Raw genomic sequence first — 10,985 nt, 5'->3', positions numbered from 1 at the left:
CCGTGCCGGACCTTATTTTGTGGCCCGTGCGTCCGCTCTTAATTGGAGACGGGTTCTCCGACCCGTATGACTTCCCATACTAACGAAATTCCGCGGGTTTGGAATACCTTTTCTCGAACCATTTCACCCAGTTCCTCCAGCTCGGCGGCGGTCGCGCCGTCGGCGTTGGTCAGGAAGTTCGGGTGCTTCTCGGACATCTGCGCGCCGCCGTGGCGGAACCCGCGGAAACCGGCCTCTTCGATGATTTTCCAAGCCTTGAGTTCATGGGTATCGTCCGCCCGCCCGGTCGAGCTGAAGCCCGCCGGATTACGGAAGGTCGATCCCGCCGTGCGGTCCTTGGTGGGCTGGCTTGCATCGCGCCGCGCCAGTTGGTCCGCCATCTTCGCCTCCAACTCTGCCGGGTCGCCCTTGGGCGCGCGGAACGTGGCAGAGGTGATGACCATGCCCTCGGGCAAATCGGTCTGGCGGTAGGCGAAGTTCAGGTCGTCCGCCGTCAGCGTGACCGCCTCCCCTGCCCGCGTGATGGCGGTGGCCTGTTCGAACACGTCCGCCGTATAGGTTCCGTAGCAGCCCGCGTTCATCCGCACCGCGCCGCCGATCGCGCCGGGGATGGTGCGCAGGAAGGTCAGGTCCAGCCCCTCGGCCGCCGCTTTTCGCGCGACATGCGCATCCAGCGCCGCCGCGCCAGCAGTCACCCGGTCACCGTCGATCTCGATCCCGTTGAAGCCACGCCCCAGCCGGATCACCACAGCGCGAATGCCGCCATCCCGGACGATGAGGTTGGACCCCACGCCCATCGGAAACACCGGGATCGCGGGGTCAAGCGCCTTCAGGAAATCCCTCAGGTCGTCCGCATCCGCGGGTTGGAACAACCAGTCCGCCGGGCCGCCCACGCGCAGCCATGTCAGCGAGGAAAGGTCTCGGTCGGGGGTCAGCGCCCCGCGTACTTCGGGCAAGTCGGTCATGTCAGTCAGGCTGTCCGCCAATTCGTTTCAGCCACCGGATCAGATACCGCACCGGCCAGCGCAGCATCGACACCCCGGCGGCAAGGAAGATCACCGCGAACCACGGCCCGTTCTCGAAAAACAGCCAGACAAGGATCGGCACGCCGGTGGCGATCAGCACATAGGCCGCAGGCCAGTGGCTGCGCCGCGACGGCAGCATGCCCGCGAAATTCGCGGCAATGCACCACAGGCAGGCAAGAACGAACGGAATCGTCATGACGCGCGGGCCATCTTGCGGGCAAGGTGGATCAACGGGCGGCGGAACAGCGACAGCACGGCGAAGACGCCGATCAGCGTGGGCACCGGGCCATGCGTGACGGCGATCCAGTACAAAAGCGGCGGGGCGGACAGCAACAACGCCAGCCCCGGCACGATCTGGACCTTCATCGGCAGAAGCGCGGTCAGCGAGGCTGCCACGACCCACAGGCACGCAAGGATCAGTGGCAGGCTCATCGCGCGCGCCCCTCTCAGCCGGCGAGCCGCGTGGGCAGACCGTTGGCCCAGGCGCTGATGGTACCAGCGCCAAGGCAGACGACGATATCGCCGGGCTCGGCATTGGCGCGGACCAGTGCTTCAAGGTCGTTCTCGGTCGAGATCGCGTTCGCGTTGCGATGCCCGGCGCGGACAAGGCCAGCGACCAGATCGTCACGGCTTGCGCCCGGGATCGGATCCTCGCCCGCCGCGTAGACCTCGGCGATGCCGACGACATCGGCGTCGTTGAAGCAGGCGCAGAAGTCTTTGAACAGGCTGGACAGCCGGGTGTAACGGTGCGGCTGGTGAACCGCGATGACCTTGCCCGACGACGCCTGACGCGCCGCTTTCAGCACGGCGGCGATCTCGGTCGGGTGGTGGCCGTAGTCGTCGATGATCGTCACGCCGTTCACTTCGCCGACCTTGGTGAAGCGACGGTTCACGCCCTTGAACCCGGCCAGCGCCTCGCGGATCTTCTCGCGCGGGATACCCAGGTGACGGGACACGGCGACCGCCGCCAGAGCGTTGGAAACGTTGTGGTTTCCGGGCATCGGCAACGTGCAGTTCTCGATCACCTTGTCCTCTGCGGCAAGGCGAATATCGAAATGCGCGACCCCGCCTTCATAGCGCAGGTTGTCGGCGCGGACGTCGGCCTGCGCGTTGAACCCGAAGGTCACGACGCGGCGGTCGGTCACTTTCGACACCAGCGTCTGCACGTCCGGGTCGTCGGTGCAGCACACGGCAAGCCCGTAGAACGGGATGTTCTCGACGAAATCGAGGAAACCCTGATGCAGCTTCTCTTCGGTGCCCCAGTGTTCCATGTGCTCGGGGTCGATATTCGTCACGATTGCGATGGTCGCCGGCAGGCGGTTGAACGTGCCGTCGCTTTCATCCGCCTCGACCACCATCCAGTCGCCGGTTCCGACGCGGGCGTTCGAGCCATAGGCGTGGATGATGCCGCCGTTGATCACGGTCGGGTCGATGCCGCCCTGATCAAGCAGCGTCGCGACCAGCGTGGTCGTCGTCGTCTTGCCGTGCGTCCCCGCCACGGCGACGTTCGACTTCAGCCGCATCAGTTCGGCCAGCATCTCGGCCCGGCGCACCACCGGCATTCCTCGGGCACGGGCGGCGTCGAGTTCCGGGTTGCCCGGCTTGATCGCCGACGAGATCACCACGACCTCGGCGTCGGCAAGGTTCTCTTCGGTCTGGCCGACGAAGATCTTGGCGCCCATCCCGGCGAGCCGGTCGGTGATCTTGGATGCCTTCAGGTCCGATCCCTGCACCATGTAGCCGTGGTTCAGCAGAACCTCGGCGATCCCCGACATGCCAATGCCGCCGATCCCGACGAAGTGAATCGGACCCATTTCGGTGGGCAGCTTGGTTGCCGCGTTCGTGCCAGCCATGCGGAATCGTTCCCAACGCTCGAAAGTCATGCCCGTCTATCGCCTCTCTGCCATTTGTTCCACCAAAGCCGCCAGACTGTCTGTCGCGTCCGGTCGTCCCACGGTCAGCGCCGCCCGCGCCATCGCGTTCGCGGCCTGCGGGTTCGTCAGAACTGCGGCCATATGCTCTGAAAGCGTGTCGGCGTCCAGCATGGATTCGGGGATCATCACCGCCGCATCGGCGGAAACGAGCCCGCGCGCGTTCGCCGTCTGCTCGTCCCGGATCGCCGCCGCAAGGGGCACGAGGATCGAGGGGCGGCCGATGATCGACAGGTCCGCGACCGTCGATGCGCCCGAACGGGCGACGACCAGTTGCGCCTCGGACATGCGGTCGGGCACGTCGGTGAAGAAGGTCTGAACATCGGCCTTGATGCCATGCTCTGAATAGAAGGCGTTGACGCGGTCCTCGTCCTCGGCGCGGGCCTGATGCGAGACACGGATGTGGCGAAGGATCTGCTCGGGCAGTTTCGAAACCGCCTCGGGTACCACATCCGAAAGGATGCGCGCGCCCTGACTGCCGCCCAGCACGAGGATCTGCATCGGGTAATCGCCGGGTGCGATATAGGGCGCCGCGTGACGTTCCGCGATGGCCGCGCGCACCGGGTTGCCGGTGTGGAAGCCTTCGACACCCTCGGGCAGTTCGGTGGGCCAAGTGCCACAGGCGACGGCGTCGACCCGCTTGGCGAACAACTGGTTCACCCGGCCAAGGACACCGTTCTGCTCATGGATCATGCGCGGCAGCTTCAGCAAAGTGGCCGCCGCAAGCGCCGGGATCGAGGGGTAGCCGCCGAAGCCCACCACGACGGCGGGCTTCAACCTGCGGAAGTCCATGACCGCTTTCAGCACCCCGCCGGCAATTCGGAAAGGCACGCCCAGCTTGGCCGCAGCCCCGCCGCGTGCGAAGGTCGCCGAGGCGACCTGTTCGATCACGACGTCAGACGGGAACGCGCCGGTGTACCGGGCGCCGCGCGCGTCAGTCGACAGCATCACACGCCAGCCTTGGGCCAGCATATGCTCGGCCAATGCCTGCGCCGGGAACATATGCCCGCCGGTGCCTCCGGCCGCGATGACAAGAAGCGGGGCGGTCATGCCGCCCCTCGCAGAGTTTCAGTATTCTGTTTTTTCACGGCAACTTTTGCGCTGTTTCGCGCCTGAACTTTCACTTCTTCAACAGACATCACCGCCGGCTTCTCAGCAGGATGTCCCCGATCTCGCCCTGCGGACGGGTCCGCGTCAGCGCCAGCAGCATGCCAACGAGGATGCCGCCCGCGATCAGGGACGAGCCGCCGTAGCTGACGAAGGGAAGCGTCATGCCCTTCGCCGGCAACAGCCGGACGGCAACGCCCATGTTGATGATGGCCTGCACACCGAACGTACATGCGAGACCCGTTCCCGCCAGTCGAATGAACGGATCCCGCTCCCGTATAAGTCGCATCAGCGACCGGACAGTAATCGTCATGTACAGGATGATGATGCACAGCACGAGGATCAGCCCGTACTCTTCGGCAGCGACCGCGATGATGAAATCGGTATGCGCGTCGGGCAGCGACCATTTCACCTGCCCCTCGCCCACGCCAACGCCAAAGAACCCACCCTCGCGGATAGCGCCGGTGGCATAGCCAAGCTGGGTGCGCGGGTCGATGTCGGGCGACAGGAAGCCGTCGATCCGGCGGGCGAAGTGCTGCGACGAGTTATAGGCGATGGTGCCGCCCGCGACGACGAGACCCGCCATCCCGGTCAGCAGCGTGAATGGTGCTCCGGCCACGAAATACATGACACCCCAGCCAAACAGCACAAGGCAGGCCTGCCCGAAGTCGGGCTGCAGCGCCAGAAGCCCCACAACGGCCAGGACCAGCCCGAAGGACAGGCTTTTGCCCGGAGGTCCGTGGATCTCTTGGCTGGCGGCCATGAGCCATGCCGAGATGACGATCAGACCGGGCTTGAGGAATTCGGACGGCTGGACCGAGGCGAAGCCCAGCGAGAACCACCGCACGGCGCCCTTGCCGAAATCGGTCCCAAAGAACGGCAGCATCATCAGCGCGGCCAGCGCAAGGATGGCGCCGATTACGCCAAGGCGGCGGATCACCAGCGGCGACATCATAGACACAAGAAACATCACCGTCAGCGCGAGGCAGCCGAAGAACGCCTGACGCTGGACATAGTGGAAGGGGTCAAGCCCGTTGCGCGCGGCCAGGGGCGGCGACGCCGCCAGGCCCAACAGCATGCCCACGCCAAAAAGCAAAAGCACGCATGCCATCGACCACCTGTCGATGGTCCGCCACCATCTGGGAAGAATCGGCTCGCCTTCCCGGACCGGGACCGCACCGAACACCATTTCCGTCATGGAGTACCGCCTGCCAAAATGTACTGCTTGCCCGGTTGGCCGGGTCTGTCTGGCACAATAGCGAGATTCAGCCCTTGGCGCTAGGGCAAATGCGGCAGCTTTCTGTCACGTTTCCAACCGCGCGGTAACCTCTGCGGTGAAATGCTCGCCCCGTTTCTCGAAGTCCGGATACTGGTCGAAACTGGCCGCGGCGGGGGCCAGAAGAACGGTGTCGCCGGGCTCCGCGTCGGCCATGGCATCGGCAACCGCCTGCTCCATCGTCTCGCTGATCTGGTGCGGCGTGCCGCCGAGTTGCAGCGCGAAATCGCGCGCGGAGTGGCCGATCAGGTAGGCCTTGGTCACGTTTGCCAGCGCGTCTGTCAGGCTTGCGATACCGCCGTCCTTGCCCAGCCCGCCGGCGATCCAGCGGATGCGCTTGAAGGCCCTAAGCGCCTGCGCCGCGCTGTCGGCGTTGGTCGCTTTCGAGTCGTTGACGTAAGACACCCCGTTCGCCTCGGCGATCAGCTGGCTGCGGTGCGGAAGGCCTGCAAAGTCGTGGAACGCGGACTCGATGGTCTTCGGCGACAGACCGAGCGAGCGGGTGGCGGCGTAGGCGGCGCAGGCGTTTTGATGGTTGTGGGCGCCGGGAAGCCCGCGGATTTCGCGCAGGTCGATGGACGCCATCTGCCGGGCCTTGCGATACTCTGACAGGAAGCCCTTCCGCGCGAAGACCGACCACCCCGGCCCGCCAAGCTTTTGCCCGGACGAGATACGGATGACCCGGTCATCGCCCGGCCCCTGCGCCATCTGGTTGGCAAGGAACCGGCCTTCGGTTTCATCCACGCCGATCACCGCACGGTCCGGCGCGCCTTCGGCGAACAGGCGGCGCTTGGCGGCAAAGTACCCGCCCAGACCGCCGTGACGATCAAGGTGATCAGGGGTGAGGTTCGTAAAGACGGAGATATCCGGCGTCAGCGCCCGCGCAAGGTCGGTCTGATAGCTGGACAGTTCCAGCACGATGACCTCGCCATCTACCGGCGGGTCGATGTCCAGCACGCCGCGCCCGATATTGCCCGCCAGTTGCGTCGGGCGGCCGGCATGGCGCAGGATGTGATGGATCAACGCGGCGGTGGTCGATTTGCCGTTGGACCCGGTAACGGCGATCACGCGTGGCGGCTGGTCGAAGCTCATCCACTCTTCCGTACCGAGGCTGGCGAAAAACAGCCCGATGTCGTTGTCCACGGGAATGCCCGCGTCCCACGCGGCGGCGATGGCGCGGTTGGGCTGCGGGTAAAGGTGCGGGATGCCGGGCGAGACGATCAGGGCGGCGACGCCTTCATAGGTGCCAGGGCGGGACAGGTCCGCGATCTCGAAGCCCTCTGCCTCGGCCCGCGCACGACCCTCTGCCCCGTCGTCCCAGCAGACCGGCGTGGCGCCTCCGGCCAGCAGCGCTCGGGCGGCGGCAAGGCCAGAGCGGCCGAGACCGAGGATGGCGACCTTGTGGCCGGCGTAGCCGCGGACGGGGATCATCTTGGGGCTCCTGTATCAGTCACGGATGGGTTAGCGCGGATTGTGGCCGGGGGCCAGTGGCGGCGCTGCTCGCGCTGTGAGCCGCCAACCGGCGCAGCACAAGCCTATCCTAACGCTGCTGCACATTTCATGCATTCTGACGGCCGCCAGATGCGCCCCGCGCACGATCCTTTCACAAACCACGCAATCGCGGCTTAGCGAAGCTTCAGCGTGGCAAGACCGATAAGCGCGAGGATCAGCGAAATGATCCAGAACCGGATGACGATCTGAGGCTCGGCCCAGCCGCGTTTCTCGAAGTGGTGATGGATCGGCGCCATCAGGAAGACACGCTTGCCGGTGCGCTTGAAGTACAGCACCTGAATGATCACCGACAGCGCCTCGACCACGAAAAGCCCGCCGACAATCGCCAGCACGATCTCATGCTTGATTGCCACGGCGATGGCCCCCAGCGCACCGCCCAGGGCCAGCGAGCCAGTGTCACCCATGAACACCGCCGCGGGCGGCGCGTTGTACCACAGGAACCCCAGCCCACCGCCGATCAGTGCGGCGGCAAAGACAAGGATCTCGCCCGTGCCCGGGACGTAATGAACGTCCAGGTACTCGGTAAAGTCGACCCGCCCGACGGCGTAGGCGATCACACCCAACGTCCCGGCGGCGATCATCACCGGCATGATGGCAAGCCCGTCAAGGCCATCGGTCAGGTTCACCGCGTTGGCCGCGCCCACGATCACGATCATGGCGAAGGGGATGAAAAACCACCACAGGTTCAAAAGCACGTCCTTGAAGACGGGGAAGGCCAGGCGAAAACTCAGGTCCGCGGGGTGGAACCACGACGCCCAGACCGCGGCAAGGCCCGCGATCGTGAAGCCGATCAGCAGCCGGATACGGCCCGAGACGCCCTTGGTGTTGGACTTGGACACTTTCGCGTAGTCGTCCGCAAATCCCACCGCGCCGAAGCCGACCGTCACGAACAGCACCATCCAGATGTACGGGTTGTCCAACCGCGCCCAAAGCAGGCTGGAGACCACCAGCGCGCCAAGGATCAGCACCCCCCCCATCGTCGGTGTGCCCTGCTTGGTCAGAAGGTGGCTTTCCGGCCCGTCGTCGCGGATCGGCTGGCCCCTGCCCTGCCGCTTGCGCAGCTGGTCGATCAGCGGGCGGCCGAAGATGAAGCCGAAGATCAGCGCGGTGAAGAAGGCCGCGCCGGCCCGGAAGGTGATGTAGCGAAACAGGTTGAAGAAGTCGCCGCCGTCGGAAAATTGGGTGAGCCAGTACAGCATCAGGCGATCTCCTCGGAATCCGCCAGCAGCGGATGGCCCAATTTGCGCACCGCGTCAACGACGAGGCTGACCTTGATCCCCTTGGACCCCTTCACCAGCAGAACGTCGCCCGCATCCACAAGCCCATGCGCGTCGCGGGCCACCTTGTCCGCATTGGGCGTCCACTGACCCTGCTTTTCGGGCGGCAAGGCATCGTAAAGATTGCGCATCAAAGGTCCGACACAGTGGATCACGTCGACCTCGGCAAGGCTGGGGTCGCGCGCGATTGCGGCGTGCAGGTCGGCGGCCTCGGGGCCAAGTTCCAGCATGTCGCCCAGCACCGCGATGCGGCGGCCCGAGGCGATGCGCCCCAACCCGTCACGCGGATTGGTGGCGGCGAGGATTTCCAGCGAGGCCGTCATCGACACGGGGTTCGCGTTGAATGCGTCGTCGATCAGGTCGAAGCTTTGCTTCTGCTCGATCGGGTCAAGATACAGCCGCTCGATCTTGCCGCGTCCTTCCGGCGGCTGCCACTTGGCAAGCGCCGCGATGGCCAGCGCGACGTCGCCGTTCAGCGCCTTGACCGCCGCGAAGGCGGCCATTGCGTTGATCGCGAAGTGGCGGCCGGGGGACTGCACCTTGTAGACGATCGACTGCCGCCACAGCCGCCCCTGCGCGACGGTGGTCTCGCGGCTAAGCCGGACGTCCGTCACGCGGTGGAAGTTTCGAGCTGCCTCGCCGAAGGTGCGCAACGTCGCGCCCTTCTCGCGGGCCGCCGCCTCGAGGATCGAGGCGGTCGGAATGTCGCCGTTGGTGATCGCGGTTCCGCCGGGCTCCAGCCCCTCGAAGATCGAGGCCTTCTCGCGGGCGATGGCCTCGACGCTGTCGAAGGCTTCAAGGTGGGCCGGGGCGACGGTGGTGATCAGCGCGACATGCGGGCGGGCCATGCGGGCCAGCGGAACGATCTCGCCGGGGTGGTTCATGCCGATCTCGATCACGGCAAAGTCGACGTCGGCGGGCATCCGGGCCAGCGTCAGCGGCACGCCCCACTGGTTGTTGAAGCTCTTTTCCGCTGCGTGAACAGTACCTTGCGCGGCCAGAACGGCGCGCAACATATCCTTGGTCGAGGTCTTCCCGACCGACCCGGTCACGGCCACGACCTGCGCGCGGCACCGTGCGCGGGCGGCTGTGCCAAGGCGTTCCAGCGCAGGCAGAACCTCGTCCACGATCAAAAGCGGTGCATCCGGCGACACGCCTTCGGGGATGCGGGACACGAGCGCTGCGGCAGCGCCCTTGTTCAGCGCCTGCGCCACGAAATCGTGGCCGTCGCGCACATCCGTCAGGGCCACGAACAGGTCGCCGGGCGCGATGGATCGGGTGTCGATGGATACGCCGGACGCGGACCAGTCGGTCGTCGCGCGGCCGCCGGTGGCCGCTGCGGCCTCGGCCGCGGTCCAGAGCGTCATACCAGCCGCCCGTCGAGCGCGGCCACGGCCACGCTCGCCTGTTCGGCGTCATCGAAAGGATAGACGTCGTCGCCAATGACCTGTCCGGTCTCATGCCCCTTGCCCGCGATCAGCAGCGCGTCGCCCGGTTGCAGCGCATCGACGCCGCGCAGGATGGCTTCGGCGCGGTCGCCGACCTCGGTCGCGTCGGGCGCGCCGGCCATGACCATGGCGCGGATCGCGGCGGGATCTTCAGAGCGTGGGTTGTCGTCGGTGACGAAGGCCACGTCAGAGTTCTCGGCCGCGGCCTGCCCCATCAGCGGGCGCTTTGTCGTGTCGCGGTCGCCGCCCGCGCCGAACACGACGATCAGGCGGCCCAGCACATGCGGACGCAGCGCTTTCAGCGCGGTTTTCAGCGCGTCGGGCGTGTGTGCGTAGTCGACAAACACCGTCGCACCGTTCTCGCGCGTTGCGGCAAGCTGCATGCGGCCCCGCACACCGGTCAGGTGCGGCAGCATGTCGAAGGTGCGGGTCGGGTCGCAGCCGGTTGCGATGACAAGACCGGCGGCCAGCAGCACGTTTTCGGCCTGAAACCCGCCGATCAGGTCAAGCCGGGTCTGGCGCGGGCGGCCGTTCCAGTCGAACCGCAAATCCTGCCCCGTCGCGTCGTAACGCTGGCCCCGGATGCGCAGATTGGCATCGGCAGAGCGACCGACAGTCAGAATATCCTGCCCGCGTTCCATCGCCATCTCGGCCAGTTGCGCGCCGCGCGGATCATCGATGTTGATCACCGCCGCGCCGTCGTCGGGCAGCACGCGGTTGAACAGGCCCGCCTTCGCTTCGAAATACTCTTCAAAGCTGGCGTGATAGTCGAGGTGATCCTGCGTGAAGTTCGTGAAAGCCGCCGCCGACAGGTTCACACCATCCAGACGGCGCTGCGACAGCCCGTGCGAGGACGCCTCCATCGCGACGTGATCGACGCCGGCTTCGGCGATCTCGCACAACACACGGTGCAGGGTGATCGGTTCAGGCGTGGTGTGCTGAAGCGGGGCCTGATACGCGCCCTCGACCCCGGTGGTCCCGACGTTGGCGGACTTCAGGCCAAGCTCGGTCCAGATCTGACGGGTGAATGTCGCGACAGAGGTTTTTCCATTGGTGCCGGTCACAGCAACCGTCGTGTCGGGCTGAAGCCCGAACCACAGCGCGGCGGCATAGGCCAGCGCCTGACGCGGGTCTTCGGCGATGACAAGCGCGGCGTCCGACTCGGCCAGTTCCTTGGCGGCGATCTTCGCGCCCTGACGGTCGGTCAGGATCGCCCCTGCCCCCATCCGCAGCGCGTACTGGATGAATTCGCCGCCATGGATGCGGCTGCCCGGAAGCGCGGCAAACAGGTGCCCCGGCTCGACCGCGCGGCTGTCGACGGAAAGGCCAGTGATCCGCGCCTCGCGCCCGCTCTGTGCGGTAAGGCCAAGATCTGCAAGTGTTTTTTCCTGTCCGCTCATCTGCCCGCT

At 66.0% G+C, this 10,985-nt stretch carries 10 protein-coding genes; all 10 read right to left on the bottom strand.

What is annotated here, in order from left to right; translation table 11 throughout:
- Positions 1-38: 38 nt before the first annotated feature.
- The 10 genes from murB to ACP156_RS15840 all read right to left on the bottom strand — a co-directional run bounded on the left by murB (position 39) and on the right by ACP156_RS15840 (position 10,976).
- Positions 39-965: a UDP-N-acetylmuramate dehydrogenase gene (murB, locus tag ACP156_RS15885; RefSeq protein WP_425052333.1), complete on the bottom strand. Its 927-nt coding sequence runs from the start codon at positions 963-965 to the stop codon at positions 39-41.
- A 1-nt stretch (position 966) separates the two neighbouring features.
- Positions 967-1,221, bottom strand: coding sequence for a DUF2484 family protein (locus ACP156_RS15880; RefSeq protein WP_425052332.1), 255 nt, complete (start codon positions 1,219-1,221; stop codon positions 967-969).
- Positions 1,218-1,457 carry a DUF2484 family protein gene (locus ACP156_RS15875; RefSeq protein ID WP_425052331.1) on the bottom strand — a complete coding sequence of 80 codons (240 nt, stop codon included), beginning with the start codon at positions 1,455-1,457 and terminating at the stop codon, positions 1,218-1,220. The genes ACP156_RS15880 and ACP156_RS15875 overlap by 4 nt, the downstream gene beginning before the upstream one ends.
- Before the next feature lie 14 nt (positions 1,458-1,471).
- A complete protein-coding gene (gene murC, locus ACP156_RS15870) occupies positions 1,472-2,878 on the bottom strand; it encodes a UDP-N-acetylmuramate--L-alanine ligase (RefSeq protein WP_425052330.1) in 1,407 nt (468 codons plus the stop codon).
- A gap of 36 nt (positions 2,879-2,914) precedes the next feature.
- Positions 2,915-4,006 (bottom strand): undecaprenyldiphospho-muramoylpentapeptide beta-N-acetylglucosaminyltransferase, encoded by a 1,092-nt coding sequence (gene murG / locus ACP156_RS15865; RefSeq protein WP_425052329.1) that lies wholly within the window; start codon positions 4,004-4,006, stop codon positions 2,915-2,917.
- A gap of 88 nt (positions 4,007-4,094) precedes the next feature.
- Positions 4,095-5,261: a peptidoglycan glycosyltransferase FtsW gene (locus ACP156_RS15860; RefSeq protein ID WP_425052328.1), complete on the bottom strand. Its 1,167-nt coding sequence runs from the start codon at positions 5,259-5,261 to the stop codon at positions 4,095-4,097.
- A 105-nt stretch (positions 5,262-5,366) separates the two neighbouring features.
- The gene (gene murD / locus ACP156_RS15855; RefSeq protein ID WP_425052327.1) at positions 5,367-6,770 is read right to left on the bottom strand and encodes a UDP-N-acetylmuramoyl-L-alanine--D-glutamate ligase; all 1,404 of its coding nucleotides are present in this window, start codon (positions 6,768-6,770) and stop codon (positions 5,367-5,369) included.
- Positions 6,771-6,964: 194 nt separating this feature from the next.
- The gene (gene mraY, locus ACP156_RS15850) at positions 6,965-8,050 is read right to left on the bottom strand and encodes a phospho-N-acetylmuramoyl-pentapeptide-transferase (protein WP_425052326.1); all 1,086 of its coding nucleotides are present in this window, start codon (positions 8,048-8,050) and stop codon (positions 6,965-6,967) included.
- Positions 8,050-9,495, bottom strand: coding sequence for a UDP-N-acetylmuramoyl-tripeptide--D-alanyl-D-alanine ligase (locus ACP156_RS15845; protein ID WP_425052325.1), 1,446 nt, complete (start codon positions 9,493-9,495; stop codon positions 8,050-8,052). The genes mraY and ACP156_RS15845 overlap by 1 nt, the downstream gene beginning before the upstream one ends.
- Complete coding sequence (locus tag ACP156_RS15840; RefSeq protein ID WP_425052324.1) at positions 9,492-10,976, bottom strand: UDP-N-acetylmuramoyl-L-alanyl-D-glutamate--2,6-diaminopimelate ligase; 1,485 nt, start codon at positions 10,974-10,976, stop codon at positions 9,492-9,494. The genes ACP156_RS15845 and ACP156_RS15840 overlap by 4 nt, the downstream gene beginning before the upstream one ends.
- Positions 10,977-10,985: the final 9 nt, after the last annotated feature.

Origin of the sequence: Psychromarinibacter sp. S121 (genome assembly GCF_049801035.1) — a bacterium.
In the GTDB taxonomy this organism is placed as follows: domain Bacteria; phylum Pseudomonadota; class Alphaproteobacteria; order Rhodobacterales; family Rhodobacteraceae; genus Psychromarinibacter.
Note: the sequence above shows the minus strand (reverse complement) of the source record. Positions and strands in the feature narration are given on the sequence as shown.

Coding starts and splice junctions, on each gene's coding strand:
- murB (WP_425052333.1), bottom strand. CDS start 965: ATGACCGACTTGCCCGAAGTACGCGGGGCGCTGACCCCCGACCGAGAC.
- ACP156_RS15880 (WP_425052332.1), bottom strand. CDS start 1,221: ATGACGATTCCGTTCGTTCTTGCCTGCCTGTGGTGCATTGCCGCGAAT.
- ACP156_RS15875 (WP_425052331.1), bottom strand. CDS start 1,457: ATGAGCCTGCCACTGATCCTTGCGTGCCTGTGGGTCGTGGCAGCCTCG.
- murC (WP_425052330.1), bottom strand. CDS start 2,878: ATGGCTGGCACGAACGCGGCAACCAAGCTGCCCACCGAAATGGGTCCG.
- murG (WP_425052329.1), bottom strand. CDS start 4,006: ATGACCGCCCCGCTTCTTGTCATCGCGGCCGGAGGCACCGGCGGGCAT.
- ACP156_RS15860 (WP_425052328.1), bottom strand. CDS start 5,261: ATGACGGAAATGGTGTTCGGTGCGGTCCCGGTCCGGGAAGGCGAGCCG.
- murD (WP_425052327.1), bottom strand. CDS start 6,770: ATGATCCCCGTCCGCGGCTACGCCGGCCACAAGGTCGCCATCCTCGGT.
- mraY (WP_425052326.1), bottom strand. CDS start 8,050: ATGCTGTACTGGCTCACCCAATTTTCCGACGGCGGCGACTTCTTCAAC.
- ACP156_RS15845 (WP_425052325.1), bottom strand. CDS start 9,495: ATGACGCTCTGGACCGCGGCCGAGGCCGCAGCGGCCACCGGCGGCCGC.
- ACP156_RS15840 (WP_425052324.1), bottom strand. CDS start 10,976: ATGAGCGGACAGGAAAAAACACTTGCAGATCTTGGCCTTACCGCACAG.